Origin of the sequence: Pseudomonas alloputida, assembly GCF_021283545.2 — a bacterium.
Taxonomy (GTDB): Bacteria; Pseudomonadota; Gammaproteobacteria; order Pseudomonadales; family Pseudomonadaceae; genus Aquipseudomonas; species Aquipseudomonas alloputida.
Window position 1 is genome coordinate 4,833,064 of sequence record NZ_CP128540.1, and the last position, 25,010, is coordinate 4,858,073.

The window sequence follows — 25,010 nt, forward strand, 5'->3', positions numbered from 1 at the left end:
AACAAACGCGGCAGGCCACCGGCTTGCCCGAAATAAGGAGATTCACATGCTTATGCTCAGCCGGAACATCGGCAAGGCCGTCATCATCGGCGGCAACATCCGGGTCAGCGTGGCCCAGGTTAACGGCTGTCAGGTTCGCCTGGGGATTGAGGCCCCGCGCGGGGTGATCGTTGACCGCGAAGAGATCCACGCCCGCCGCGTGGCTGAAGGTACCGTCGATGAAGCGCCAGCGTTCAGCATCGACGAGCACGTCAAGCTGGCGGCAGATGCGCGCCGTTACCGCTGGCTGCGTGACCGCGAGCGCATCGAAGATCCTGACGAAGACCTGCTGGTAGTGCGCGGCGATAACTGGCTCTCCGGCGAAGAGCTGGATCAGGAGATCGATACCGCCCTGCGCGTGCAGGCCATGCAGCAGCAGGTGGTGCAGGAGTCGCAGGTGGTGCAGGAGCAACATCAATGAACCAAGCCGACCTTCTCCTGCTGTTGTGGGACGCCCTGCAGCAGCGCGAAACCACATTCGGCCAAGTGCTGGACCTGTCTTCCGCTTGCGGCCTGGATGGGCGGCGGGTGCTGGCCGACCACTTCCGGAGGCTGCCATGAACAAGCGCCGCTCGATCAACCCCGCAGACCTCCCCACTGTCGGCCAGCCCCTTGGCGGCGGCTTCTTCGCCGGGCGGCTGTTCTTCGATGGTGCCGAACACGCTGTGATCGATGCAGGCCGGGAGTTCGAGGTTGCCGCCCACTGGTGGCAGGAAGAAGGCCCACGCCCGCGCATCCGTGGCGCCACATCGCGCTTCGATGGGATGGCCAACACCCTAGCCATGGCCGCCGAGGGCAGCGCCATCGCCCGCAAGGTGCTGGACATGAACATCCGTGGCACCTGGGGCTGGCACATCCCGTCGATCGAGGAACTGCAGGTGCTGCGCTGCAATCTCTTGCAGCTTCCAGAATGGGGTCACGACCGGTCGTACACGGTCAGGGGCGCGGCCCAGGCGTTCGGCCTTAGCGAGTACTGGACCAGCAGCCAGAAGGCGAACGCAGCGACTGCTTGGTGCCTGCATATGCTGCCCTGGTGCGTGCCTGATACGAACTGGGTAAGCAAGTGCAAGGGCATCCGGCCGGTGCGTACGCTACTGATCAGCCAGGACGCATACGTGCACGCGCCATCGACCGACACGCCGATCAGCGAGACGGACCTGCGCGGCCTAGCCAACCAGCAAGCGGTGGCCACCGTGCTCGAGCGGTTCGTGAATGAGGACGCGGGCAAGTTCTACGGGCGGACCGAGGCCCTGGTGGCTGAGCTGGCGGCGCTGGCGGGAGGTCGGGCATGAGCATCGTATTGCAGGGCTACAAGCTGAACCAGCGCCAGCTGGACGCCATCACGCCGGTCTTGAATGACTACATGCACGGGAAGATCAAGGGTCAAAAGAAGCTGGAGCAGGCTTGCACCAAGGCACTTGAGGCTGCCGGGTGCGCTCTTGGCTACGACACGTCAATACCTGGTGGCGATACACCCGTTGAGCAGCGCGCCGCCGCCTGGATGCGTAACGGCGAGGTGGGCATGTCGTCTCGGGCCATACACGACCACATGCTGGGACTGACGCCGAAGAATGGCTACTTCGACTATCCGCTCGATCCAGACGACCTGAACCGCTGCATCAAGCTCCTTGAGTTGATCCCTGAGTGGAAGCCCCGTATGGGCGAGATGGCCTGCCACGGGAAGGATTGGGCAGGACTGGCCCGCCACTGGGAGGAAATCAGCCAGTGCTTCCTTGATGAGGTCGGCCTGGACTGGTGCAAGGGTAGCCGCGCACCGAAAACGTACGCGCTGATGAAGCAAGCTATGGGAGAGCGGTCATGAGCGTCGATAAAGCACAGCTGAAGGCGCTGGCCCAACGCGCCACACCTGGCCAGTGGGTCACGGAGGGCGAGCACATCAATGAACACGGCCACCTCCTGTACGCCTACGTGGCGCATGAGAACAGCGGGATGATCGCGGAGGCCTTCGCCAACTGCCGGGTTAAAACGGATGAAGAGTGCCGCGCCAATGCGGCTTTCATCGCCGGCGCCAATCCGGCCAATGTCCTCGCCCTGCTGGCGGAGATTGAGGAGTTGCAGGCGCGGATCCACTTGGCTGGCGTGGCTGGCGAAATGGCAGTCAATGAAGCTGTTGGCAGGGCGGCCACTGAGTTTCTTGCCGCGATCGTCAAGCAGGATCAGCTCAAGGCGGAGAGCGAAAAGCACCGCTGCGCAGCTCAAGACGCGCTGGCTGGCCAGATGTTCCTCCGCAACGACCGAGACCTGCTGAAGGTCGAGCTCGAAGCTCTGCGCAAGAAGTCTGCCGGCAAGGTGATGGTCGACCTTGATCTGTTCGAGAGCCTGCGTGACAGCGCTCTTGTCGAGGCAGATCAGCACCGCCAGAGCATGGCCGGGTATCGACCAGAGCGCCAGCAACTGCTGGATCAGATCGTGGAGCAGTGCGACCGGCTCTTAGCTGACGCGACAGGTCGGCGTGACAACCAAAATCTGACGCGTCAGGAGGAATAGAGATGGCAGCAGCAGAGAATCTGCCCGAGGACCATGTGCACGACAAGGTCACCGAGAAACGGATGGGCGAGTTGGTGGGGTGTACAGCGAAGGCGCTTCAGCGCAAGCGTGAGAAAGGCATCATCCCCAACTGGGTGTGGATGAAGATCAACGGCAGGATCATGTACAGCAAAAGGAGATATGACGAATGGATCGAAAGCCTATGGACCTGCCGGCCGGAGTCGAGCTTGTCGGGCGCTCAATCCGAATTCGCTTCACCTGGAACAAGAAGCGGTGCTGCGAGACGCTCCCCCTCCCTCAGACCCCGAAAGGGATCGCAGCAGCAGCGAGTCTACGTGCTCAAGTAAAGGGGCTGGACAAGCTCGGCGCTCTGACGGCAGAGAAGTACGCCGAGCTGTTTCCCAATACGCGCAGCGTGGTGGTGCAGGAGCAAACTACCCCGATCTTCTTTGATTACGCGCAGGACTGGCTCAACAGCTTGCAAATCGTGGAGGGTACTCGGAAGAACTATCGCTCTGCCCTGCAGGTGTATTGGGTTCCGTACCTGGCCGAGAAGCCGATCGATACCATCACGTCAGTGCTCCTGCGCAAGATAATGAACGACATCAAGTGGACTTCCCCGGTACGCCGCAAGGGCGTGGTCGGCCTGCTGGTGTCGATCTTCCAGCAGGCGGTGACAGACGAGTTGATCGTTCGAAACCCGGCCCTGTCTATCCCGGGCGCCAAAGTGCCGAAGCGTGAGGTCGACCCTTTCACCAAAGAGGAAGCGGATTCGATCATTGCCCATCTGTACGAAACGACGAGCGGTTTGACGGCGATTTACGCGGCGTATTTCGAGTTCTGTTTCTACACCGGTATGCGGCCTGGCGAGGTGATGGCTCTGCGCTGGAGCGAGATCGACAGGCGCGGGAAGACTGCCAACGTGTGCCGAATCCAGATCCGCGGCGTGATCCAAGATCGCACCAAAACGAAGCGCACCCGGCAAGTTTTATTGAACGATCGCGCCATGCATGCACTCGAAAAAGCCAGACCGCTCACCGAGGCCCGTTCAGATTATGTGTTCGCGCCCAGTGGGACAGGTGACCGCTCGGAGATGTACATACGCTCCGAGACGAGTCAAAAACGCTACTGGCTTGCAGCACTGCGGAAGCTTGGAATTAGACGCCGCAGGATGTATGACACGCGCCACACGTACGCGACCATGTGCCTGATGGCCGGCATGAACCCGGCATTCATCGCCGCGCAGCTCGGGCATAGCGTGCAGGTGCTGCTTTCGACATACGCGAAGTGGATCAACTCGCCGAATGACTGGGCTGAGCTTGATAAGCTGAAATCGCTGGAAAGTGGTACAAAAATGGTACGAGCTAAAAGCCAGTAACGCCATGAGTGCCGAAACTCAAAGGGTTTACGTTACATGTGCGGATTAGCAGGAGAGTTACGTTTCACCCCCATCGACCAAGCCCCTCGCCCAGCCGACCTGGCTGCGGTAGAGCGCATTACCCATCACCTGGCCCCGCGAGGCCCGGATGCCTGGGGCTTCCATAGCCAGGGCCCGATCGCCCTGGGCCATCGGCGCCTGAAGATCAAGGACCTGTCGGACGGCTCGGCGCAGCCGATGGTCGACAATACGCTGGGCCTGTCGCTGGCCTTCAACGGTGCCATCTACAACTTCCCCGAACTGCGCGAGGAACTGCAGGCGCTGGGCTACAGCTTCTGGTCCGACGGCGACACCGAGGTGCTGCTCAAGGGCTACCACGCCTGGGGCGCGGCGCTGCTGCCCAAGCTCAACGGCATGTTTGCCCTGGCCATCTGGGAGCGCGACAACCAGCGCCTGTTCCTGGCCCGCGACCGCCTGGGCGTCAAACCCCTGTACCTGTCACGCAACGGCGAGCGCCTGCGCTTTGCCTCGACCCTGCCGGCACTGCTCAAGGGCGGCGACATCGACCCGATGCTCGACCCGGTGGCCCTCAACCACTACCTGAATTTCCACGCCGTGGTACCGGCACCGCGCACCCTGCTGGCCAACGTGCAGAAGCTGGAGCCCGGCACCTGGATGCGCATCGACCGCCATGGCGAAGTGGAACGCCAGGTCTGGTGGCAACTGCACTACGGCCCCCACCCCGACGAGCGTGAACTGGACCTGGAAGGCTGGACCACCCGCGTGCTCGACGCCACCCGCGACGCCGTAGCCATCCGCCAACGGGCAGCCGTCGATGTGGGTGTGTTGCTGTCCGGCGGCGTCGATTCCAGCCTGCTGGTCGGCTTGCTGCGCGAAGTGGGCGTTGACGACCTGTCGACCTTCTCCATCGGCTTTGAAGATGCCGGCGGCGAGCGCGGCGACGAGTTCCAGTATTCGGACCTGATCGCCAAACACTACGGCACCCGTCACCACCAGTTGCGCATTGCCGAACACGAAATCATCGACCAACTGCCGGCCGCCTTCCGCGCCATGAGCGAGCCGATGGTCAGCCACGACTGCATCGCCTTCTACCTGCTGTCGCGGGAAGTGGCCAAGCACTGCAAGGGCGTACAGAGCGGCCAGGGTGCCGATGAGCTGTTCGCCGGTTACCACTGGTACCCGCAGGTGGACGGCGCCGACGACGCCTATGCGGCCTACCGTGAGGCGTTCTTCGACCGCAGCCACGCCGAATACCGCGACACCGTGCAGGCCCCCTGGCTGCTGGAAACCGACGCTGCCGGCGACTTCGTGCGCGAACACTTCGCGCGCCCCGGCGCACCGGCTGCCGTGGACAAGGCGCTGCGCCTGGACAGCACCGTGATGCTGGTCGACGACCCGGTCAAGCGGGTGGACAACATGACCATGGCCTGGGGCCTGGAGGCGCGTACGCCGTTCCTCGATTACCGCCTGGTGGAACTGTCGGCACGCATTCCCGCCCGCTTCAAGCTGCCCGACGGCGGCAAGCAGGTGCTCAAGCAGGCGGCGCGACGGGTGATCCCGCATGAGGTGATCGACCGCAAGAAGGGTTACTTCCCGGTACCGGGCCTGAAGCATCTGGAAGGTGCCACCCTGGGCTGGGTACGCGAACTGTTGACCGACCCCAGCCAGGACCGAGGGTTGTTCAACCCGACCATGCTCGACCGCCTGCTGAGCAACCCGCACGGCCAGCTGACGCCACTGCGCGGTTCCAAGCTGTGGCAACTGGCGGCGCTGAACCTGTGGCTGAGCGAACAAGGAATCTGACCGATGAAAGCCCATGAAATCGCTTATGGTCAGCGCCTGCTGCGCGGCCAGGCGCCGTCCTACGAGCGCCTGCAGGCGCGCCTGGCCGGCGACGGCAGCCAGCCACACGACCAGCCGCGTGCCGTGCACTGCGGCTGGGGCCGGCTGTTGATAGGCCACACCTACCCCGACCCGGCTTCCCTGGCCGAGGATCTGCTCGACGAGCACCCGGGCGAACGCGACATCGCCCTGTACGTGGCCGCACCGCAGCAGGTGTTGGCACAGGCCCCTCAGCAGCTGTTCCTCGACCCGTCCGACACCCTGCGCCTGTGGTTCACCGACTACCGCCCGGCGCAGCGGGTATTTCGCGGCTTCCGCGTGCGGCGGGCACAGAACCCCGCCGACTGGCAGGCGATCAACACGCTGTACCAGGCGCGCGGGATGCTCCCCGTCGACGCCGAGCTGCTTACCCCCCGGCACTTGGGTGGCCCGGTGTATTGGCTGGCAGAGGACGAAGACAGCGGCGCGATTATCGGCAGCGTCATGGGCCTGAACCACACCAAGGCGTTCGATGACCCCGAGCATGGCAGCAGCCTGTGGTGCCTGGCGGTGGACCCACACTGCACCCGCCCCGGCGTGGGTGAAGTGCTGGTGCGCCACCTGATCGAACACTTCATGAGCCGTGGCCTGGCCTACCTGGACCTGTCGGTGCTGCACGACAACCGCCAGGCCAAGCGCCTGTACCAGAAACTGGGTTTTCGCAACCTGCCCACCTTCGCAGTCAAGCGCAAGAACGGTATCAACGAGCAGCTGTTCCTCGGGCCTGGCCCGCAAGCCGACCTCAACCCCTACGCACGCATCATCGTCGACGAGGCCCTGCGCCGGGGCATCGAAGTGCAGGTGGACGACGCCGCTGGCGGCCTGTTCACCCTGAGCCTGGGCGGGCGGCGCATTCGCTGCCGGGAATCGCTCAGCGACCTGACCAGTGCCGTGACCATGACCCTGTGCCAGGACAAACGCCTGACCCAGCATGCCCTGCACAACGCTGGGCTGCAGGTGCCCGCGCAACAGCTGGCGGGCAATGCCGATGACAACCTGGCGTTTCTGGAAGAGCATGGCGCGGTGGTGGTCAAACCGGTCGATGGCGAGCAAGGCCAGGGCGTGGCGGTGAACCTGACCTGCATCGACGACATCACCCGTGCCGTGGCGCATGCCCGCCAGTTCGACAGCCGCGTGCTGCTGGAAAGCTTTCATGCCGGGTTCGACCTGCGCATCGTGGTGATCGGCTACGAGGTGGTGGCCGCGGCCATCCGCCACCCAGCGCAGGTGCTGGGCGACGGTAAGCACAGCGTGCGCCAGTTGATCGAAGCGCAGAGCCGTCGACGCCAGGCTGCCACCGGTGGCGAGAGCCGCATTCCGCTGGACGACGAAACCGAGCGCACCTTGCGCGCAGCGGGCGTTGGCTATGACGACGTGTTGCCGGCCGGCCAGCGCCTGGCCGTGCGGCGCACGGCCAACCTGCACACCGGCGGCACCCTGGAGGACGTCACCGAACGCCTGCACCCGGTGCTGGCCGATGCTGCCGTGCGCGCGGCACGGGCACTGGAAATTCCGGTGGTGGGGCTGGACTTCATGGTGCGTGATGCCGGGCAGCCGGAGTACGTGATCATCGAGGCCAACGAACGTGCTGGCCTGGCCAACCATGAACCGCAGCCCACCGCCGAGCGTTTTATCGACCTGCTGTTTCCCCATAGCCGGCCGTTGGCCTGACAACTGCTCGGCTTTTTGTGGGAGCGGCCTTGTGTCGCGAATGGGGTGCGAAGCGCCCCTAGGGTCTCAGCTTCGCTGCCGATATTGCCGGGGCCGCTTTGCGGCCCTTTCGCGACACAAGGCCGCTCCCACAAGACTGCAAAATTTTAACCCGACCGGAGGCCTGGACATGTCCGAACGACTCCCCGAACCCGATCTCGACTATCTCAAACGCGTGCTGCTGGAAATGCTCGCCATCCCCAGCCCCACCGGCTTCACCGACACCATCGTGCGCTACGTGGCCGAACGCCTTGACGAACTGGGCATCCCCTTCGAGCTGACCCGCCGCGGCACCATTCGCGCCACCCTCAAAGGCCGGCAGGCCACCCCCGACCGCGCCGTCTCTGCCCACCTGGATACCATCGGCGCCAGCGTGCGCCAATTGCAGGACAATGGCCGCCTGGCCCTGGCGCCCGTCGGCTGCTGGTCCAGCCGTTTTGCCGAGGGCAGCCGGGTTAGCGTGTTTACCGATACCGGGGTATTCCGTGGCAGCGTGCTGCCGCTGATGGCCAGCGGGCATGCATTCAACACGGCGATCGACCAGATGCCGATCAGCTGGGACCACGTGGAAGTGCGCCTGGATGCCTACTGCGCCACGCGCGCTGACTGTGAGGCACTGGGCGTGAGCATTGGTGATTTCGTGGCCTTCGACCCATTGCCCGAGTTCACCGAAAGCGGCCACATCAGCGCCCGTCACCTGGACGACAAGGCTGGCGTAGCGGCATTGCTGGCGGCACTGAAGGCTGTGGTGGAAAGCGGCCGCCAGCCGCTGATCGACTGCCACCCGCTGTTCACCATCACCGAGGAGACCGGCTCGGGTGCAGCCGGCGCCCTGCCCTGGGACGTCAGCGAGTTCGTCGGCATCGACATCGCCCCGGTGGCGCCCGGGCAGGCTTCCAGCGAGCATGCGGTCAGTGTGGCCATGCAGGACTCGTCGGGGCCTTACGACTACCACCTGTCCCGGCACCTGCTGAAACTGGCCGGCGACCATGACTTGCCGGTGCGGCGCGACCTGTTCCGCTATTACTTCAGCGATGCCCATTCGGCGGTGACTGCCGGGCACGATATTCGTACCGCGCTGGTGGCGTTCGGTTGCGATGCCACCCATGGTTACGAGCGCACCCATATCGACAGCCTGGCAGCGCTGAGCCGGTTGTTGTCAGCCTACCTGCTGAGCCCGCCCGTATTTGCCAGCGATTCGCAGCCGGCCAATACGTCACTTGAGCGCTTCAGCCACCAGCTGGAGCACGATGCGCAGATGGAAAGCGACACGCGGGTACCGGCCGTGGACAGCCTGGTCGGAAACAAAGGCTAAACGCCCTTGGGGCTGCAAAGCGGCCCCAACACCTCGAATGTTTCGCGTAGCATGCCCATACCTATTTCAGACACCGCCCGACCATGCTGATCCCCTACGACCAATTGCAAGCCGAAACCCTGACCCGCCTGATTGAGGACTTCGTCACCCGCGACGGCACTGACAACGGCGACGACACCCCGCTGGAAACCCGCGTGCTACGGGTACGCCAGGCATTGGCCAAAGGCCAGGCTTTCATCCTGTTCGACCTGGAAAGCCAGCAATGCCAGTTGCTGGCCAAGCATGATGTGCCCCGCGAGCTGCTCGAATAGCAGGCCAGGCCTCTTCAGGCCTTGCTCTGCTTGGACGCCTTGATGCGCTTGTAAACTTCGGCTCGATGCACCGGCACCTCACGCGGAGCAGCCACACCAAAGCGCACCACGCCGTCCCGGGTCTCTACCACCATGATCCGGATGTCATCGCCAATCACGATGACCTCCCCTACTTCGCGCCCTATTACCAGCATGTTCCGATCCTCCTGCGAAAGGGAAAACCGGAGCCTGCCCCGTAGGCATTCAGCTACTCAATAGTTCCACTGCGATTCAGAAGCCTCTTACACTTTTGAGTAACTACTCCTACAGACCAATCATCGCGACGGGGCTTTTGCCCGCATTTTCACCGCCATTTCGGCCATCTCGTCATACAGCCGCTCAGGGGCCTGGCGTTTCAGTTGCCAGGCCTGGCGTCCTGCCTCATGAGGCAGGATGAGGAACTCGCCTGCAGCGACCTGCTGATGGATATAGTCGGCAATGTCCGCCGCACTGATCGGCGAACCTTCGAGCAGCTTGCCCACCTGCGCCTTCATCGCCGGGTTCGGCCCGCGGAACGAGTCCAGCAGGTTGGTCTGGAAGAACGACGGGCACACCACGTGCACCGCCACCTCCACCTGACGCAACTCCACCAGCAGGCTTTCCGACAAGGCCAGCACACCGGCCTTGGCCACGTTGTAGTTGCTCATGCCCGGGCCCTGCATCAGTGCGGCCATCGAGGCGACATTGATAATGCGCCCCTTGCTGCGCTCCAGCAGCGGCAGGAAGGCCTTGCAGCCCTTGACCACGCCCATCAGATTGACCGCGATCTGCCAGTCCCAGTCCTCCAGCGTCAGTTCGGCGAAGAGCCCGCCCGAAGCGACGCCGGCGTTGTTGACGATCACATCGACCCCACCGAACTTCGCTTCGCAGGCCTGGGCCAGGGCCGTCAGCTGGCTATAGTCGCGCACATCGCAGCGCTGGACGAAGCCGTCGCCACCGGCCTGGCGAACCTGCTCCAGCGTTTCGCGCAGTCCGGCTTCGTTGACATCGGCCAATGCCAGGCGCCAGCCCTCACGGGCCCAGCGCTGGGCGATCTCGCGGCCGAGGCCAGACCCGGCGCCGGTGATCATGATGCGTTTTTGCATGGTCGCAGGCCTTGTTTTGACAGGGAGTCCGGTGAGTCTAATCAAGGCGTCGCCATCCGGGAGGATTCATCAGGGCAGTGAATGGGCGGGCATGATTGGGTAGACGGCTGCACGGGGATGGAATCTTTACCAACCCGCACCGGTCCGAATTATCGAGAGGCCAGCAATCTCAGGCTCTTGCCCCCTAATCACGCAAGGACTTTGACATGACCACGATCCTTATCATCATCCTGATTCTGCTGCTGATCGGTGGCTTACCGGTCTTCCCCCACTCGCGCAGCTGGGGCTATGGCCCTTCCGGCATAATCGGCGTGGTGTTGGTGATTCTGTTGGTATTACTGTTGCTTGGGATGATATGACGCGCTGCGGATAGCCACTTCAAAAAGCCACGTGAGGTGAATGGCAAGCGGGTCGCAATACCCGGTTGCCATCCTGGATAGCGAAGGTGATTAAACAGTATGGCTTCATTGACCAGCCCCCAAATGTGCCGTCCTCCATGAAGGCGCTCACGACATGAGGGGAGCATGGGCAGAGCACCAACCTGTCTGGAGGCCATCGCCGACTGCATGAAATAAAAAACGCCCCGACAAGCGGGGCGTTTTCAATGCAGGGGATTGATGTTAGTGCGAGACCGCCCCGCTGGCACCCAGGCCAGTCTGCGAACGCACGAACTGCGGGAAGAACAGCGCGCGCTCATCCTCAGCCGCCTTGGACTTGTCGGTGACCGAGAAGAACCAGATGCTGACGAAGGCAATGGCCATCGAGAACAGCGCCGGGTACTCGTACGGGTAGATGGGTTTCTCGTGGCCGAGAATCTGTACCCAGATGGTCGGGCCAAGGATCATCAGCGTCACCGCACTCACCAGGCCCAGCCAGCCGCCGATCATGGCGCCGCGGGTGGTCAGCTTCTTCCAGTACATCGAAAGCAGCAGTACCGGGAAGTTGCAGCTGGCCGCAATGGAGAACGCCAGGCCGACCATGAAGGCGATGTTCTGCTTCTCGAACAGAATCCCCAGGCCGATCGCCAGTACACCCAGGGCGACAGTGGTGATCTTCGATACGCGGATCTCGTCCTTGTCGTTGGCTTTGCCCTTGCGCCAGACGCTGGCGTACAGGTCGTGGGACACTGCCGAGGCACCGGCCAGGGTCAGGCCAGCCACCACCGCCAGGATGGTGGCAAAGGCCACCGCCGAGATGAAGCCGAGGAACACACTGCCCCCCACCGCATTGGCCAGGTGCACCGCGGCCATGTTGTTGCCGCCCAGCAGAGCGCCTGCGGCGTCCTTGAATTCCGGGTTGGTGCTGACCAGCAGGATCGCGCCAAAGCCAATGATGAAGGTGAGGATGTAGAAGTAGCCGATGAAGCCGGTGGCGTACAGCACGCTCTTGCGCGCTTCCTTGGCGTCACTGACGGTGAAGAAGCGCATCAGGATGTGCGGCAGGCCGGCAGTACCGAACATCAGTGCCAGGCCCAGGGAGAATGCCGAGATCGGGTCCTTGACCAGGCCGCCGGGGCTCATGATCGCCTCGCCCTTGGCGTGTACCTTGATCGCTTCGGAGAACAGCGTGTTGAAGTCAAAGCCTACGTGCTTCATGACCATCAGCGCCATGAAACTGGCACCGGACAGCAGCAGCACAGCCTTGATGATCTGTACCCAGGTGGTGGCCAGCATGCCGCCGAACAGCACGTACAGGCACATCAGGATACCCACCAGGATCACCGCCACATGGTAGTCCAGGCCGAACAGCAGCTCGATCAGCTTGCCGGCGCCGACCATCTGCGCGATCAGGTAGAACGCCACCACCACCAGCGAACCGGAGGCCGACAGGGTGCGGATTTCCTTTTGCCCGAGGCGGTACGAGGCCACGTCGGCGAAGGTGTACTTGCCCAGGTTGCGCAAGCGTTCGGCAATCAGGAAAAGAATGATCGGCCAGCCAACCAGGAAGCCGATCGAGTAGATCAGGCCGTCGTAACCCGAGGTGAACACCAGCGCGGAAATACCCAGGAACGAGGCGGCCGACATGTAGTCGCCAGCAATCGCCAGGCCGTTCTGGAAGCCGGTGATCTTGCCCCCGGCAGCGTAGTAGTCCGATGCCGACTTGTTGCGTTTGGAGGCCCAATAGGTGATGCCGAGGGTGAAGGCGACGAAGGCCACGAACATGGCGATGGCGGAAACGTTCAGCGGTTGTTTCTGCACCTCGCCGGTCAGGGCATCGGCGGCCCACACGGCGGGTGCGAAGGCTCCGCAGGCCAATACGGCCAGGGCTTTGACTTGGCGAATCATTGTTGCGCCTCCTTCAGGATTTCCTTGTTCAGCTCATCGAATTCGCCGTTGGCGCGGCGCACGTAGATGGCGGTCAGGACGAATGCCGAAACGATCAGGCCGACGCCCAGGGGAATGCCCCAGGTAATCGATGACTCAGGACTGAGCTTGGCGCCCAGCACATGAGGACCGTAGGCGATCAGGAGGATGAAGGCGCAGTACAGGCCGAGCATGATCGCCGAGAGAATCCAGGCGAACCGTTCGCGTTTGGTGACCAGCTCCTTGAAACGGGGGCTGTTTTGTATCGAGAGGTAAATGCTGTCGTTCATTGTTTTTGTCCTAGCAGCACAGATACGGGATGGAACCCACACCCTTACTTTATGCTGCCGATGGACGCCAACCAGACGACCTTAGTCTTAGATGCAACGGTGTTTTACCGATTGCGTAACAAAGTGATGACCCGTTCGCGGGTAAACCCGCACCCGTAGGAGCGGGTTTACCCGCGAAGAAACAACATTGGCCCTGGAAGGCTTTTACTTGCCAGTCCACTCCTTCACACGATCAGGGTGCTTGGCGACCCAGTCCTTGGCGGCCGCTTCAGGCTTGGCCCCTTCCTGGATCGCCAGCATCACCTCGCCAATCTCGTCCTTGGACTGCCAGTTGAACTTCTTCAGGAACTCCGCCACTTCCGGTGCCTTGGTGGCCAGTTCCTTGCTGCCGATGCTGTTCACGGTTTCTGCCGCGCCATATACGCCTTTCGGGTCTTCGAGGAACTTCAGCTTCCACTTGGCGAACATCCAGTGCGGAACCCAGCCGGTCACCGCAATCGACTGCTGCTTGGCATAGGCACGGCCCAGTTCCGCAGTCATCGCCGCACCCGAGCTGGCCTGCAACTTGTAACTGGTCAGGCCATAGTCCTTGATCGCCTGGTCGGTCTTGAGCATCACACCGGAGCCTGCGTCGATGCCAACAATCCTGTCCTTGAAGCTGTTATCGGTCTTGAGGTCGGCAATGCTCACTGCCTTGACGTACTCGGGGACGATCAGGCCGATCTTGGCGTCCTTGAAGTTCGGGCCGTAGTCGACCACGTTGTCCTTGTTCTTGGCCCAGTACTCACCGTGAGTCACCGGCAACCAGGCCGACAACATGGCATCGAGCTTGCCCGTTGCCACACCCTGCCACATGATTCCCGTGGCCACGGCCTGCAACTTCACGTCATAGCCGAGTTTTTGCTTGATTACTTCGGCAGCCACGTTGGTGGTCGCCACGCTGTCGGCCCAACCATCCACGTAACCAATGCTTACTTCTTTGGCCATAGCCTGTGCAGCGCTCATGGCCATTACCAGGGCGGTGCCCACGCCCAGGAAACGTCGCATTTTCTTCAAAGTTGCCATCAAAGCATCCCCTCGTCAGGTCTTGGAGATTGCATCATCTTCCTGCAACACAAGACGACCTGATCCAGCTGCGACCTGCACCCGCCCCATATGCGACAGCACTATGCCATTAGCGCCATCGGCCTACCTCGGCCTGCGCGATCCTTGCATGCCAAAGGTTTGGCGCCGGGCTACTATCTAACCTTTTGTGCCAGACGATGGACCGCCACATGCCCAGTTGTAGCCGCCTGTTATTGCCGTTGTACCTGCTAGCCTGCCTGCTGGCCCTGGTCGGGCTGGGGGGGCTCTGGTACGGGCTGGGCAAGCCTGTGCACCTGCCCGATGCGGCCAGCCCTGCACACAAGCTGCAATGCGCTTCGTACACGCCGTTCGACAAAGACCAGTCGCCTTACGACCAGCCGTTTCGCCTGCGCCCAGCGCGGATGGACGCCGACCTGGCGTTACTGGCCGAGCGGTTTCAGTGCATCCGTACCTATTCCATGAGCGGTCTTGAGGCAATCCCGGCGCTGGCACGCAAGCATGGGCTGAAGGTGATGCTGGGCGCCTGGGTGAACGCCCACCCGGCCGACACCGAGAAGGAAATCAACCTGCTGATCGCTGCTGCCAACGCCAACCCTGACGTGGTCAGCGCCGTGATCGTCGGCAATGAGACACTGTTGCGCAAGGAGGTGACCGGTGCCCACCTGGCCAAATTGATCGCACGGGTGAAGCGCCAGGTCAAGGTGCCCGTGACCTACGCCGATGTCTGGGAATTCTGGCTGCAGCACCCGCAGGTGGCCCCGGTAGTGGACTTCCTGACCATCCATCTTCTGCCCTACTGGGAGGACGACCCGCGTGGCATCGACGATGCTTTGGCCCACGTTGCCGATGTGCGCCGGGTGTTCGGCACACGCTTCGCGCCCAAGGACATACTGATTGGCGAAACCGGCTGGCCCAGCGAAGGCCGCCAACGCGAAACGGCGGTGCCCAGCCGGGTCAATGAGGCGCGCTTCATCCGTGGCTTCGTGGCCATGGCCGAGCGCAATGGCTGGCACTACAACCTGATCGAAGCCTTCGATCAGCCCTGGAAACGCGCCAATGAGGGCGCGGTGGGTGGTTACTGGGGGCTATACGACGCGGACCGACAGGACAAAGGCGTGCTCGAAGGGCCCGTGAGCAACCTGCATGACTGGCCGCAGTGGTTGCTGGCCAGCGCCGTGCTGACGGTGATCATGCTGGTGCTGGCCGGGCGCCCCGCTACACCGATGGCCGCCGTGCTGCTGCCACTGCTGGCAGCGTTTGGCGCCGCTTGCCTGGGCCTGTGGGGCGAGTTGATGCGCACCCATGCGCGCTTTGCCGGGGAATGGCTGTGGGCACTGATGCTGGCCGGGCTGAACCTGCTGGTACTGGCCCATGCGTTGTTGGCGCTGGCGCGGCGGGCCGGCTGGCGTGAACGCTTGTTCGCCTGGCTGCAGGTGCGAGCCGGCTGGCTGTTGCTGGCGGCGGGCTTCGCTGCGGCGGTGAGCATGCTGGCAATGGTGTTCGACCCACGCTACCGCAGCTTCCCCAGCGCGGCGCTGGCGTTGCCGGCGCTGGTTTATGTGCTGTGGCCGGTGCGGGCGCGACGGGCGGAGGTGGCGTTGCTGGCGTTCATCGTCGGCGCCGGGGTGGCGCCGCAGTTGTTCGTGGAAGGGCTGGAGAACCAGCAGGCCTGGGGCTGGGCGGTGGTGAGTGTGCTGATGACAGCGGCATTGTGGCGAAGCCTGCGGATGCGCCAGGCTTGATACTGCATATCCCTTGAGCCCGGCGCGGACCTTGTGGGAGCAACTGTCTTGCTCAATTTCTGAAAGCTGGCGCGATCCCGCAGCTGCTTACAATGGGGGTTGCCTGACCAGGCGCAACCCCGCCAGCACCAGCGCAAACACCGCAATGCTGGCGGTGTACAGCACCAGCGCCGGCACCGCGAACACCAGTGCCAACACTGCCAGCCACCAGCCGGCACGCGCGGAAACGAACTGGGCCAGTAGCGCAAGGCCCAATCCGCCCCAGGCCATGACTTGATGGTGAATGCCCAACCCCAGCAGCGAACGCACCTCGCACTGCCAATAGGCGGTCGGCACTGCGCACAGCCCTACCCACTGGCCGTCCTCCATCAGGCCGTAACGCACGCCATAACTGGCCGCGAGCCAACCCCCCAGGAACAGCAGCAACAGCGCCGTCGGCAGCGAACGAGACATCCTGTTCTCCAATAGCGGTAATCGAAAGCATCCATGATCGCTTATGCCCGTTTCTAAGGCAAAATCACACCCCGGCAGCTATGTTGCAGATAGCAAGTACGCCAAATGCCACCGCAGCGGGCAACTTTGCCCGCCTGGTTGTGGTCCTAGCCTGCACACTGCTCGACCTTGCGTTCTTTTGGGGGATTACATGCTTCGATCTTTGCGCCTCGCTGCCCTGCTCGGCAGCTTGCTCATGGCTGTGGCCGCTTCAGCGCGGGATATCGACGCTGCCAGCTATGGCTACCCTCTTACCAACCCGTTCGAGGCCACCATCGCCACCACGCCGCCGGACAAGCGCCCTGAGCTGCCCAGCGACGATGAAATCACTCAGTCCGACTACAGCCTGAACTTGCGCCCGGAGCGCGAGTTCACGTTGCCCGACAACTTCTGGGCAGTGAAGAAGCTCAAGTACCGCCTGGCCCGCCAGGATCACGAAGCGCCGCTGATCTTCATCATCGCCGGCACCGGCGCGCCCTACAGCAGCAGCATCAATGAATACCTGAAAAAGCTGTTCTACCAGGCCGGCTTCCACGTGGTGCAACTGTCATCGCCCACCAGCTATGACTTCATGAGTGCGGCCTCGCGCTTTGCTACCCCCGGCATCAGCCAGGAAGACGCCGAAGACATGTACCGGGTGATGCAGGCCGTGCGCGCCCATCATCCACGCCTGCCGGTCAGTGATTTCTACCTCACCGGTTACAGCCTGGGTGCGCTGGACGCCGCCTTCGTCAGCCACCTGGACGAAACCCGCCGCAGCTTCAACTTCAAGCGTGTGCTGCTGCTCAACCCACCGGTCAACCTCTACACCTCGATCAACAACCTCGACAAGCTGGTGCAGACCCAGGTCAAGGGCATCGACCGCAGCACCACGTTCTACGAGCTGATGCTGGAAAAACTCACCCGTTACTTCCAGGACAAGGGCTACATCGACCTGAACGACGCCCTGCTGTACGACTTCCAGCAGTCGCGCCAGCACCTGTCCAACGAACAGATGGCCATGCTGATCGGCACTTCGTTCCGCTTCTCGGCAGCGGACATCGCCTTCACTTCCGACCTGATCAACCGCCGCGGCCTGATCATTCCGCCGAAGTTCCCGATCACCGAAGGCAGCAGCCTCACGCCGTTCTTCAAGCGCGCCCTGCAGTGCGACTTCGACTGCTACATGACCGAACAGGTAATTCCGATGTGGCGCGCCCGCACCGACGGCAACAGCATCCTGCAGTTGGTCAACCAGGTCAGCCTGTATGCCCTGGAAGACTACCTGCGCAGCAGTGACAAGATCGCCGTGATGCACAACGCCGACGACGTCATTCTCGGCCCGGGCGACATTGGCTTCCTGCGCAAGGTGTTCGGCGAACGGCTGACCCTCTACCCCCATGGCGGCCATTGCGGCAACCTCAACTACCGCGTCAACAGTGACGCCATGCTGGAGTTCTTCCGTGGTTAACAAACTCCTCTTCGCCACTGCCCTGCTTGCCGCTGGCCACACCCTGGCCGCCGAAACCGCACCCCGAGCCAGTGTGGTCGAGGCCGACCCGCAGGTGATCGGCACCGCGCCACTGGTGCCCGAAGCCGATGGCTTCCTCGACCCGCTGCGTGAGCTGAAATTCAACCCGGGGCTGGACCAGCGCGAGTTCGAGCGCTCAACCCTGCAGGCGCTGAACGTGTACGACCCGCTGGAGTCGATCAACCGGCGCATCTACCACTTCAACTACCGATTGGACCAATGGGTGCTGCTGCCGCTGGTGAATGGCTATCAGTATGTCACCCCAAGCTTCGTGCGCACGGGGGTGAGCAACTTCTTCAACAACCTTGGCGATGTGCCGAACCTGTTCAACAGCGTGTTGCAGCTCAAAGCCAAGCGCTCGGCAGAAATCACCGCGCGACTGATGTTCAACACGATCATCGGCGTGGGTGGGCTGTGGGACCCGGCGACCAGCATGGGCCTGCCGCGCCAGAGCGAGGACTTTGGCCAGACCCTGGGCTTCTATGGCGTGCCGGATGGGCCGTACCTGATGCTGCCGGTGCTAGGCCCATCGAACCTGCGCGATACCACCGGGCTGGTGGTGGACTATGCGGGAGAGCAGGCGGTCAACTACCTGAACGTGGCCGAAGCCAGCACCGATCACCCGGAAATCTTCGCCCTGCGTGTGGTGGACAAGCGCTATACGACCAAATTCCGCTATGGCCAGCTGAATTCGCCGTTCGAGTATGAAAAGGTGCGGTATGTGTATACCCAGGCGCGCAAGTTGCAGATAGCCGAGTAAGCCTGCTGCGGCCCTTTCGCTCCTGCACAGGCATTACACAATCCCTCGCAGGAGCGGGTTCACCCGCGAAAGGGCCCGCAAAGGCAACCTCAAATCCCCAGGAATTCGCAAAGCTCGCGCTTCTTGGCCAAGGCATCCTTGCGCCCCAACTCGATCAGTTCACTGCAATAGCTGGCCTCAAACAGCAAATAGCTCAACACCCCCGCCCCGCTGGTGCGCGTTGCCCCCGGCCCACGTAAAAACAGGCGCAACGCCGCCGGCAACTCGCGCCGGTGCCGAGCGGCAATCTCATCCAGCGGCTGGCTGGGCGCCACCACCAGCACGTCGATCGGTGCCAGCCCCAGGCGCCGGGCATCCAGGTGCGCCGGCAACAGCCCGCTCAAGTGGTTGAGGCGCTGCAGCAGTTCGATATCGCCTTCCAGGCTGTCAATGAACGTACTGTTGAGCATGTGCCCGCCGATCTGCGCCAGGCTCGGCTGCTGCCCGCTGAACACACGCTGGGGCGGTACAGGTGGCGCTGGCCGCTGCGGGTTTCCGCTGACCCCGACCACCAGCACCCGGCTGGCGCCCAGGTGCAAGGCCGGGCTGATCGGCGCCGACTGGCGCACTGCACCGTCGCCGTAATACTCGCCGCCCAGTTGCACCGGGGCGAACAGCAGCGGGATCGCCGCACTGGCCAGCAGGTGGTCGATGGTCAACGGTGCGGGTACGCCGATACGCCGGTGGCGCAGCCAGGCCTCGATGGTGCCGCGGCCCTGGTAGAAGGTCACCGCCTGACCAGACTCGTAGCCAAAGGCGGTCACCGCCACGGCGCGCAGTTGCTCGGCGGCCAAGGCGTGGCCGATGCCATCCAGGTTCAGGTGCGTTTGCAGCAGGCTGCGCAACGGGCTGCTGTCGAGCAACGCCACGGGGGCCTGGCCACCCAGCCCCAGCAGGCTGTGGCCAACGAAACGGCTGGCCTGGCGCACGACCCCGGGCCAGTCGCTGCGGATGACCAGATGGCTGCGGAAATTCTGCCAGAAGGCAGTGAGCCGCTGCACGGCGTCATTGAAGTGCACCGCACCACTGGCCAGGGTGACGGCGTTGATGGCCCCGGCGGAGGTGCCGACGATGACCGGAAAAGGGTTGTCCGCGCCGGCGGGCAGCAACTCGGCGATGCCCGCCAGCACACCGACCTGGTAGGCGGCGCGGGCGCCGCCGCCAGACAGGATGAGACCGGTTACCGGGGGTGGTGCCATGGCGTCCTTCCTGGGGTAGATGTGTTTTCAGCGCTTCTTCTTGTCATACAGCCGCGGCGAACCCTCGGGCCGCGACTTGAACCGGCGGTGCGCCCACAGGTACTGCTCGGGGCACTCGCGCAACACGCTCTCGACCCATTGGTTGATGCGCAGGCAATCGGCCTCTTCGCTTTCCCCGGGGAAATCCGTCAGCGGCGGGTGGATGACCAGCCGATAGCCGCTGCCATCCTCCAGCCGCTTTTGGGTGAACGGAATCACCTGCGCCTTCCCCAACCGGGCGAACTTGGTGGTAGCGGTCACCGTCGCCGCGGGGATGCCAAACAACGGTACGAAGATGCTCTGCTTGGCGCCGTAGTCCTGGTCCGGTGCGTACCAGATCGCCCGGCCCGAACGCAGCAGCTTGAGCATGCCACGCACGTCCTCGCGCTCCACCGCCAGCGAATCAAGGTTGTGACGCTCGCGGCCGCTGCGCTGGATGAAGTCGAACAGTGCATTGCCGTGTTCGCGGTACATGCCGTCGATGGTGTGCTGCTGGCCGAGCAGCGCGGCGCCGATTTCCAGGGTAGTGAAGTGCACCGCCATGAGGATCGCGCCCTGCCCCGCCTGCTGGGCGGCCTGCAGGTGCTCAAGGCCCTCGATATGGGCCAGGCGCGCCAGCCTGGCCTTGGGCCACCACCAGCTCATGGCCATTTCGAAGAAGGCGATGCCGGTAGAGGCGAAGTTGGCCTTGAGCAAACGCTGCCGTTCGTCGACCGACAGCTCCGGGAAGCACAGCTCCAGGTTGCGCGCGGCGATGCGCCGACGTTCACCGGCAAAGCGATACATGACGGCGCCCAGCGCGGCACCGATCTTCAGCAGCACCCGGTACGGCAACTGGACCACCAACCACAGCAGGCCCAGGCCCAGCCACAGGCCCCAGAACTTGGGGTGAAGGAAATAGGGACGAAAACGCGGGCGTTCCATTGAAGCATCCGGAAAGACAAAGGCCGCGCATTCTACAACGGATCAGTGCATGTTGCGGGCAACCGGTGTTCTCGTTATAAGTCAGGGCACTTTTTTCGCAACAAGCCGTCTATGCAGACCATGAGCCCAAACCACACACCCGACACCGCCTCCGTGTTCCAGCTCAAGGGCAGCATGCTCGCCATTACGGTACTGGAACTGGCGCGCAATGACCTTGAAGCCCTCGACCGCCAGTTGGCGGCCAAAGTCGCCCAGGCCCCGAACTTCTTCAGCAATACACCGCTGGTGCTGGCGCTGGACAAGCTGCCGGCCGACGAAGGGGCAATCGACCTGCCCGGCTTGATGCGGATCTGCCGACACCACGGCCTGCGTACCCTGGCCATCCGCGCCAACCGCATCGAGGACATCGCCGCCGCCATCGCCATCGACCTGCCGGTGCTGCCGCCCTCGGGGGCCCGCGAACGGCCGCTGGAGCCCGAGCCCGAGGTGGTCAAAAAGCCCGAACCGGCCCCGGCGCCACCACCGCCCCCCGAACCCGAGGTGCGCCCGACCCGCATCATTACTTCGCCAGTACGCGGTGGCCAACAGATCTATGCTCAGGGAGGTGATCTGGTTGTGACGGCTTCGGTCAGCCCAGGTGCGGAACTTCTGGCCGATGGCAACATCCATGTGTACGGCGCCATGCGCGGGCGCGCCCTGGCCGGCATCAAAGGCAACACCAAGGCGCGTATCTTCTGCCAGCAGATGACCGCCGAAATGGTCTCGATCGCCGGCCAGTACAAAGTCTGCGAAGACCTGCGCCGGGATCCGCTGTGGGGGACCAGCGTGCAAGTCAGCCTGTCTGGTGACGTGTTGAACATCACCCGTCTTTAACGGATACTTGCCAGCATTTTTAGAGCAACTTTTTTACCGTTGCCTTTATTTAGCTATTTCAGTTTTTTGCAGGGACAAGTGTCCCGACTATTTTTAGGGGTGAAACACCTTGGCCAAGATTCTCGTGGTTACTTCCGGCAAGGGGGGTGTGGGCAAGACCACTACCAGCGCCGCCATTGGTACCGGCCTCGCACTGCGCGGCCACAAGACCGTCATTGTCGACTTCGACGTGGGCCTGCGTAACCTCGACCTGATCATGGGCTGCGAACGCCGCGTGGTGTACGACTTCGTCAACGTGGTCAACGGCGAAGCCAACCTGCAACAGGCCCTGATCAAGGACAAGCGCCTCGAGAACCTGTACGTGCTGGCCGCCAGCCAGACCCGTGACAAGGACGCGCTGACCCAGGAAGGCGTGGAAAAGGTACTGATGGACCTGAAGAAGGACTTCGAGTACGTCATCTGCGACTCGCCGGCCGGTATCGAAAAAGGTGCTCACCTGGCCATGTACTTCGCTGACGAAGCCATCGTGGTGACCAACCCGGAAGTTTCGTCGGTACGTGACTCCGACCGCATGCTGGGCATTCTGTCGAGCAAGTCGCGCCGCTCCGAAAACGGTGAAGAGCCGATCAAGGAGCATTTGCTGATCACCCGCTACCACCCTGAGCGCGTCGTCAAAGGCGAAATGCTGAGCGTGGCCGACGTGGAAGAAATCCTGTCGATCAAGCTCAAGGGTGTGATCCCGGAATCGCAGGCCGTCCTCAAGGCGTCCAACCAAGGTATCCCGGTCATTCTCGATGACCAGAGCGATGCCGGCCAGGCCTACAGTGATGCGGTCGACCGCCTGCTGGGCAAAGAGAAGCCGATGCGCTTCATCGATGTACAGAAGAAGGGATTCTTCGAGCGCATTTTCGGGAGCAAATAAACCATGAACCTTTTTGACTTCTTTCGTGGCAGACAGAAACAGACCAGCGCGTCGGTAGCGAAAGAGCGTCTACAGATCATCGTGGCGCACGAGCGCGGCCAACGCAGCGAACCGGACTACCTGCCCGCGCTGCAGAAAGAACTGCTGGAAGTGATCCGCAAATATGTGAACATCGGCAACGATGATGTGCATATCGAGCTGGAAAACCAGGGCAGCTGCTCGATTCTGGAGCTGAACATCACCCTGCCGGATCGCTGATCCGCGTAGTCGACAATTTGGGGCTGCCTTGCAGCCCTTCGCGGGCAAGCCCGCTCCTACAGGGGACGCATATCCTTTGTAGGAGCGGGCTTGCCCGCGAAGGGCCGCAAAGCGGCCCCAGCGTTTACTGCTATTTTCGTGAGACCTGCAATGCCGCTGTCGAATGTCCAGATCCTCTTCGAAGACGCCGCCATCCTGGTGATCAACAAACCGACCCTGCTGCTGTCGGTACCTGGCCGTGCCGAGGACAACAAGGACTGCCTGATCACCCGTCTGCAGGAAAACGGCTACCCCGATGCGCTGATCGTGCACCGTCTGGACTGGGAAACCTCCGGCATCATCCTGCTGGCCCGCGATGCCGACAGCCACCGCGAGCTGTCGCGCCAGTTCCACGACCGTGAAACCGAAAAAGCCTACACCGCACTGTGCTGGGGCCAGCCGGCGCTGGACAGCGGCAGCATCGACCTGCCACTGCGCTACGACCCACCGACCAAACCACGGCATGTGGTGGACCACGAGCAGGGCAAGCACGCCCTGACCTTCTGGCGTATCGTGGAACGCTGCGGCGATCACTGTCGGGTGGAGCTGACGCCGATTACCGGGCGTTCGCACCAGCTGCGCGTGCACATGCTGTCGATCGGGCACCCGCTGCTGGGTGATCGCCTGTACGCCAACCCGCAAGCCCTGGCGGCCCATGAGCGGCTGTGCCTGCATGCCTCGATGCTGAGCTTTACCCACCCGGTGTCCGGGCAGCGGTTGAAGTTCGAGTGCCCTGCGCCGTTCTGATTTTGCGGGGCCTGTACCGGCCTCTTCGCGGCTAAAGCCGCTCCTGCAAGGGCCGCACTGCGCTCAGGGGCTGTGCAATACCTGTGGTAGCGGGGGTTAGCTGCGAAGATGCAGACACAAATTGTCGACATTCTGCGTTAAACTCGCGCCACTGCTGTCTGGAGTGAGCTATGCGCGACGCACTGAATACCGGCCTCATCGAATTTCTCAAGGCCTCCCCCACGCCCTTCCATGCCACCGCCAGCCTGGTCCAGCGCCTTGAGGCGGCCGGCTACAAGCGCCTGGACGAGCGCGACAGTTGGGACACCGAGACTGGCGGCCGCTACTACGTCACCCGCAACGATTCTTCAATCATCGCCATCAAACTGGGCAAGCAGTCGCCGCTGCTCAATGGCATCCGCATGGTCGGCGCCCACACTGACAGCCCGTGCTTGCGGGTCAAGCCTCAGCCCGAGCTACAGCGCCAGGGCTTCCTGCAATTGGGCGTGGCAGTGTATGGCGGCGCGTTGCTGGCCCCCTGGTTCGACCGCGATCTGTCGCTGGCCGGCCGCGTCACCTACCGCCGTGACGGCAAGGTCGAAAGCCAGCTGATCGACTTCAAGCTGCCAGTCGCGATCATCCCCAACCTGGCGATCCACCTGAACCGTACCGCCAACGAAGGCTGGGCGATCAACCCGCAGAACGAACTGCCCCCCATCCTCGCCCAAGTGGCCGGTGACGAACGCATCGACTTCCGCGCCCTGCTCACCGAGCAACTGGCCCGCGAGCACGAGCTGATCGCCGACGTGGTGCTGGACTACGAGCTGAGCTTCTATGACACGCAGGACGCCGCGCTGATCGGTCTGAATGGCGACTTCATCGCTGGCGCCCGCCTGGACAACCTGCTGTCGTGCTACGCCGGTTTGCAGGCCCTGCTGGCCGCCGACAGCGACGAAACCTGTGTGCTGGTGTGCAACGACCACGAAGAAGTCGGCAGTTGCTCGGCCTGCGGTGCCGATGGCCCGATGCTGGAGCAGACCCTGCAGCGCCTGCTGCCCGATGGCGACACCTACGTGCGCACCGTCCAGCGCTCGCTGATGGTGTCGGCCGACAATGCCCACGGCGTGCACCCCAACTACGCCGACAAGCATGACGGCAACCACGGGCCGAAGCTCAACGCCGGGCCCGTGATCAAAGTGAACAACAACCAGCGTTACGCCACCAACAGCGAGACGGCCGGGTTCTTCCGCCACTTGTGCATGGCCGAGGAAGTACCGGTGCAGAGCTTTGTGGTGCGCAGCGACATGGGCTGTGGCTCGACCATCGGGCCGATCACCGCCAGCCACCTGGGTGTGCGCACGGTGGATATCGGTTTGCCGACCTTTGCCATGCACTCCATTCGCGAGCTGTGTGGCAGCCATGACCTGGCGCACCTGGTGAAGGTACTGACCGCGTTCTACCGTAGCCGCGAGCTGCCTTGATGTAAGCAGGCGCGGCCTGTTCGCGGCGGTTCGACGCCTC

General features: G+C 62.9%; 27 protein-coding genes. 19 read left to right on the forward strand and 8 right to left on the reverse strand.

Features of this window, described 5'->3' with window-relative positions; all coding sequences use genetic code 11:
- Window positions 1-46 precede the first annotated feature (46 nt).
- From LU682_RS22380 to LU682_RS22425, 10 genes are all read left to right on the forward strand, one after another.
- Window positions 47-460, forward strand: coding sequence for a carbon storage regulator (locus tag LU682_RS22380; RefSeq protein WP_232867287.1), 414 nt, complete (start codon window positions 47-49; stop codon window positions 458-460).
- On the forward strand, window positions 457-600 hold the full coding sequence (locus LU682_RS22385; protein WP_232867286.1) for a hypothetical protein: 144 nt from the start codon (window positions 457-459) through the stop codon (window positions 598-600). Before LU682_RS22380 ends, LU682_RS22385 begins: the two co-directional genes overlap by 4 nt.
- On the forward strand, window positions 597-1,331 hold the full coding sequence (locus LU682_RS22390) for a hypothetical protein (protein ID WP_232867285.1): 735 nt from the start codon (window positions 597-599) through the stop codon (window positions 1,329-1,331). The genes LU682_RS22385 and LU682_RS22390 overlap by 4 nt, the downstream gene beginning before the upstream one ends.
- Window positions 1,328-1,861: a hypothetical protein gene (locus tag LU682_RS22395; RefSeq protein WP_232867284.1), complete on the forward strand. Its 534-nt coding sequence runs from the start codon at window positions 1,328-1,330 to the stop codon at window positions 1,859-1,861. The genes LU682_RS22390 and LU682_RS22395 overlap by 4 nt, the downstream gene beginning before the upstream one ends.
- Window positions 1,858-2,547, forward strand: coding sequence for an ead/Ea22-like family protein (locus tag LU682_RS22400; RefSeq protein ID WP_232867283.1), 690 nt, complete (start codon window positions 1,858-1,860; stop codon window positions 2,545-2,547). The genes LU682_RS22395 and LU682_RS22400 overlap by 4 nt, the downstream gene beginning before the upstream one ends.
- 187 nt (window positions 2,548-2,734) lie before the next feature.
- Window positions 2,735-3,925, forward strand: coding sequence for a site-specific integrase (locus LU682_RS22405; protein ID WP_232867282.1), 1,191 nt, complete (start codon window positions 2,735-2,737; stop codon window positions 3,923-3,925).
- Between the two features lie 36 nt (window positions 3,926-3,961).
- A complete protein-coding gene (locus LU682_RS22410) occupies window positions 3,962-5,749 on the forward strand; it encodes an N-acetylglutaminylglutamine amidotransferase (RefSeq protein WP_232914904.1) in 1,788 nt (595 codons plus the stop codon).
- A 3-nt stretch (window positions 5,750-5,752) separates the two neighbouring features.
- The gene (gene ngg / locus LU682_RS22415; protein WP_003252632.1) at window positions 5,753-7,498 is read left to right on the forward strand and encodes an N-acetylglutaminylglutamine synthetase; all 1,746 of its coding nucleotides are present in this window, start codon (window positions 5,753-5,755) and stop codon (window positions 7,496-7,498) included.
- Between the two features lie 169 nt (window positions 7,499-7,667).
- Window positions 7,668-8,852 (forward strand): osmoprotectant NAGGN system M42 family peptidase, encoded by a 1,185-nt coding sequence (locus LU682_RS22420; protein WP_010952789.1) that lies wholly within the window; start codon window positions 7,668-7,670, stop codon window positions 8,850-8,852.
- Window positions 8,853-8,935: 83 nt separating this feature from the next.
- Window positions 8,936-9,163, forward strand: coding sequence for a YheU family protein (locus tag LU682_RS22425; RefSeq protein WP_004575803.1), 228 nt, complete (start codon window positions 8,936-8,938; stop codon window positions 9,161-9,163).
- 14 nt (window positions 9,164-9,177) lie between these two features.
- On the opposite strand, the gene csrA is transcribed toward LU682_RS22425, so the two are convergent.
- Together csrA and LU682_RS22435 are read right to left on the reverse strand one after the other, a co-directional pair.
- Window positions 9,178-9,357, reverse strand: a complete 180-nt coding sequence (csrA, locus tag LU682_RS22430; RefSeq protein ID WP_004575804.1) for a carbon storage regulator CsrA — start codon at window positions 9,355-9,357, stop codon at window positions 9,178-9,180.
- Window positions 9,358-9,477: 120 nt separating this feature from the next.
- The gene (locus LU682_RS22435) at window positions 9,478-10,287 is read right to left on the reverse strand and encodes an SDR family oxidoreductase (RefSeq protein ID WP_010952788.1); all 810 of its coding nucleotides are present in this window, start codon (window positions 10,285-10,287) and stop codon (window positions 9,478-9,480) included.
- A 206-nt stretch (window positions 10,288-10,493) separates the two neighbouring features.
- On the opposite strand from LU682_RS22435, the gene LU682_RS22440 reads away from it, so the two are divergent.
- On the forward strand, window positions 10,494-10,646 hold the full coding sequence (locus LU682_RS22440) for a DUF3309 family protein (RefSeq protein ID WP_003252624.1): 153 nt from the start codon (window positions 10,494-10,496) through the stop codon (window positions 10,644-10,646).
- 261 nt (window positions 10,647-10,907) lie between these two features.
- On the opposite strand, the gene LU682_RS22445 is transcribed toward LU682_RS22440, so the two are convergent.
- From LU682_RS22445 to LU682_RS22455, 3 genes are all read right to left on the reverse strand, one after another.
- Window positions 10,908-12,572 (reverse strand): cation acetate symporter, encoded by a 1,665-nt coding sequence (locus LU682_RS22445; protein WP_010952787.1) that lies wholly within the window; start codon window positions 12,570-12,572, stop codon window positions 10,908-10,910.
- Window positions 12,569-12,880 (reverse strand): DUF485 domain-containing protein, encoded by a 312-nt coding sequence (locus tag LU682_RS22450; protein WP_010952786.1) that lies wholly within the window; start codon window positions 12,878-12,880, stop codon window positions 12,569-12,571. Before LU682_RS22450 ends, LU682_RS22445 begins: the two co-directional genes overlap by 4 nt.
- A 204-nt stretch (window positions 12,881-13,084) precedes the next feature.
- Window positions 13,085-13,945 (reverse strand): glycine betaine ABC transporter substrate-binding protein, encoded by an 861-nt coding sequence (locus LU682_RS22455; RefSeq protein WP_003252589.1) that lies wholly within the window; start codon window positions 13,943-13,945, stop codon window positions 13,085-13,087.
- Between the two features lie 197 nt (window positions 13,946-14,142).
- Here LU682_RS22455 and LU682_RS22460 point away from each other — a divergent pair, with 197 nt between their 5' ends.
- Window positions 14,143-15,708 carry a glycoside hydrolase family 17 protein gene (locus LU682_RS22460; RefSeq protein WP_049587257.1) on the forward strand — a complete coding sequence of 522 codons (1,566 nt, stop codon included), beginning with the start codon at window positions 14,143-14,145 and terminating at the stop codon, window positions 15,706-15,708.
- Between the two features lie 87 nt (window positions 15,709-15,795).
- Here the strand turns inward: LU682_RS22460 and LU682_RS22465 are convergent, their stop codons facing one another.
- Window positions 15,796-16,161: a hypothetical protein gene (locus tag LU682_RS22465; RefSeq protein WP_014592050.1), complete on the reverse strand. Its 366-nt coding sequence runs from the start codon at window positions 16,159-16,161 to the stop codon at window positions 15,796-15,798.
- A gap of 190 nt (window positions 16,162-16,351) precedes the next feature.
- On the opposite strand from LU682_RS22465, the gene LU682_RS22470 reads away from it, so the two are divergent.
- Together LU682_RS22470 and LU682_RS22475 are read left to right on the forward strand one after the other, a co-directional pair.
- Window positions 16,352-17,650 carry a serine/threonine protein kinase gene (locus tag LU682_RS22470; protein ID WP_232857210.1) on the forward strand — a complete coding sequence of 433 codons (1,299 nt, stop codon included), beginning with the start codon at window positions 16,352-16,354 and terminating at the stop codon, window positions 17,648-17,650.
- A gap of 73 nt (window positions 17,651-17,723) precedes the next feature.
- On the forward strand, window positions 17,724-18,470 hold the full coding sequence (locus tag LU682_RS22475) for an MlaA family lipoprotein (protein WP_010952781.1): 747 nt from the start codon (window positions 17,724-17,726) through the stop codon (window positions 18,468-18,470).
- 89 nt (window positions 18,471-18,559) lie between these two features.
- Here the strand turns inward: LU682_RS22475 and LU682_RS22480 are convergent, their stop codons facing one another.
- Both LU682_RS22480 and LU682_RS22485 read right to left on the reverse strand, forming a co-directional pair.
- A complete protein-coding gene (locus LU682_RS22480) occupies window positions 18,560-19,708 on the reverse strand; it encodes a patatin-like phospholipase family protein (protein ID WP_010952780.1) in 1,149 nt (382 codons plus the stop codon).
- A 27-nt stretch (window positions 19,709-19,735) separates the two neighbouring features.
- The gene (locus tag LU682_RS22485; RefSeq protein WP_010952779.1) at window positions 19,736-20,671 is read right to left on the reverse strand and encodes a lipid A biosynthesis lauroyl acyltransferase; all 936 of its coding nucleotides are present in this window, start codon (window positions 20,669-20,671) and stop codon (window positions 19,736-19,738) included.
- Between the two features lie 111 nt (window positions 20,672-20,782).
- Between LU682_RS22485 and minC the strand changes: the two genes are divergently transcribed.
- The 5 genes from minC to LU682_RS22510 all read left to right on the forward strand — a co-directional run bounded on the left by minC (window position 20,783) and on the right by LU682_RS22510 (window position 24,970).
- Window positions 20,783-21,544: a septum site-determining protein MinC gene (gene minC, locus LU682_RS22490; protein WP_049587255.1), complete on the forward strand. Its 762-nt coding sequence runs from the start codon at window positions 20,783-20,785 to the stop codon at window positions 21,542-21,544.
- Window positions 21,545-21,653: 109 nt separating this feature from the next.
- Window positions 21,654-22,466 carry a septum site-determining protein MinD gene (minD, locus tag LU682_RS22495; RefSeq protein ID WP_003252574.1) on the forward strand — a complete coding sequence of 271 codons (813 nt, stop codon included), beginning with the start codon at window positions 21,654-21,656 and terminating at the stop codon, window positions 22,464-22,466.
- Between the two features lie 3 nt (window positions 22,467-22,469).
- Window positions 22,470-22,724 (forward strand): cell division topological specificity factor MinE, encoded by a 255-nt coding sequence (minE, locus tag LU682_RS22500; protein ID WP_003252572.1) that lies wholly within the window; start codon window positions 22,470-22,472, stop codon window positions 22,722-22,724.
- A 150-nt stretch (window positions 22,725-22,874) separates the two neighbouring features.
- Window positions 22,875-23,510, forward strand: a complete 636-nt coding sequence (locus LU682_RS22505; RefSeq protein WP_019436776.1) for an RluA family pseudouridine synthase — start codon at window positions 22,875-22,877, stop codon at window positions 23,508-23,510.
- A 170-nt stretch (window positions 23,511-23,680) separates the two neighbouring features.
- Window positions 23,681-24,970 carry a M18 family aminopeptidase gene (locus tag LU682_RS22510; protein WP_232857207.1) on the forward strand — a complete coding sequence of 430 codons (1,290 nt, stop codon included), beginning with the start codon at window positions 23,681-23,683 and terminating at the stop codon, window positions 24,968-24,970.
- Window positions 24,971-25,010 lie beyond the last annotated feature (40 nt).

Bases quoted from the DNA above. Each gene is read 5' to 3' on its own strand.
- minE (WP_003252572.1), top strand. From the start codon at position 22,470: ATGAACCTTTTTGACTTCTTTCGTGGCAGACAGAAACAGACCAGCGCG.
- csrA (WP_004575804.1), bottom strand. From the start codon at position 9,357: ATGCTGGTAATAGGGCGCGAAGTAGGGGAGGTCATCGTGATTGGCGAT.
- LU682_RS22425 (WP_004575803.1), top strand. From the start codon at position 8,936: ATGCTGATCCCCTACGACCAATTGCAAGCCGAAACCCTGACCCGCCTG.
- LU682_RS22420 (WP_010952789.1), top strand. From the start codon at position 7,668: ATGTCCGAACGACTCCCCGAACCCGATCTCGACTATCTCAAACGCGTG.
- LU682_RS22445 (WP_010952787.1), bottom strand. From the start codon at position 12,572: ATGATTCGCCAAGTCAAAGCCCTGGCCGTATTGGCCTGCGGAGCCTTC.
- LU682_RS22510 (WP_232857207.1), top strand. From the start codon at position 23,681: ATGCGCGACGCACTGAATACCGGCCTCATCGAATTTCTCAAGGCCTCC.
- LU682_RS22470 (WP_232857210.1), top strand. From the start codon at position 16,352: ATGCTTCGATCTTTGCGCCTCGCTGCCCTGCTCGGCAGCTTGCTCATG.
- LU682_RS22480 (WP_010952780.1), bottom strand. From the start codon at position 19,708: ATGGCACCACCCCCGGTAACCGGTCTCATCCTGTCTGGCGGCGGCGCC.
- LU682_RS22440 (WP_003252624.1), top strand. From the start codon at position 10,494: ATGACCACGATCCTTATCATCATCCTGATTCTGCTGCTGATCGGTGGC.
- LU682_RS22505 (WP_019436776.1), top strand. From the start codon at position 22,875: ATGCCGCTGTCGAATGTCCAGATCCTCTTCGAAGACGCCGCCATCCTG.
- LU682_RS22435 (WP_010952788.1), bottom strand. From the start codon at position 10,287: ATGCAAAAACGCATCATGATCACCGGCGCCGGGTCTGGCCTCGGCCGC.
- LU682_RS22405 (WP_232867282.1), top strand. From the start codon at position 2,735: ATGGATCGAAAGCCTATGGACCTGCCGGCCGGAGTCGAGCTTGTCGGG.
- LU682_RS22465 (WP_014592050.1), bottom strand. From the start codon at position 16,161: ATGTCTCGTTCGCTGCCGACGGCGCTGTTGCTGCTGTTCCTGGGGGGT.
- LU682_RS22385 (WP_232867286.1), top strand. From the start codon at position 457: ATGAACCAAGCCGACCTTCTCCTGCTGTTGTGGGACGCCCTGCAGCAG.
- ngg (WP_003252632.1), top strand. From the start codon at position 5,753: ATGAAAGCCCATGAAATCGCTTATGGTCAGCGCCTGCTGCGCGGCCAG.
- LU682_RS22390 (WP_232867285.1), top strand. From the start codon at position 597: ATGAACAAGCGCCGCTCGATCAACCCCGCAGACCTCCCCACTGTCGGC.
- LU682_RS22410 (WP_232914904.1), top strand. From the start codon at position 3,962: ATGTGCGGATTAGCAGGAGAGTTACGTTTCACCCCCATCGACCAAGCC.
- LU682_RS22400 (WP_232867283.1), top strand. From the start codon at position 1,858: ATGAGCGTCGATAAAGCACAGCTGAAGGCGCTGGCCCAACGCGCCACA.
- LU682_RS22450 (WP_010952786.1), bottom strand. From the start codon at position 12,880: ATGAACGACAGCATTTACCTCTCGATACAAAACAGCCCCCGTTTCAAG.
- LU682_RS22485 (WP_010952779.1), bottom strand. From the start codon at position 20,671: ATGGAACGCCCGCGTTTTCGTCCCTATTTCCTTCACCCCAAGTTCTGG.
- LU682_RS22455 (WP_003252589.1), bottom strand. From the start codon at position 13,945: ATGGCAACTTTGAAGAAAATGCGACGTTTCCTGGGCGTGGGCACCGCC.
- LU682_RS22380 (WP_232867287.1), top strand. From the start codon at position 47: ATGCTTATGCTCAGCCGGAACATCGGCAAGGCCGTCATCATCGGCGGC.
- LU682_RS22460 (WP_049587257.1), top strand. From the start codon at position 14,143: ATGGACCGCCACATGCCCAGTTGTAGCCGCCTGTTATTGCCGTTGTAC.
- minC (WP_049587255.1), top strand. From the start codon at position 20,783: ATGCAGACCATGAGCCCAAACCACACACCCGACACCGCCTCCGTGTTC.
- LU682_RS22395 (WP_232867284.1), top strand. From the start codon at position 1,328: ATGAGCATCGTATTGCAGGGCTACAAGCTGAACCAGCGCCAGCTGGAC.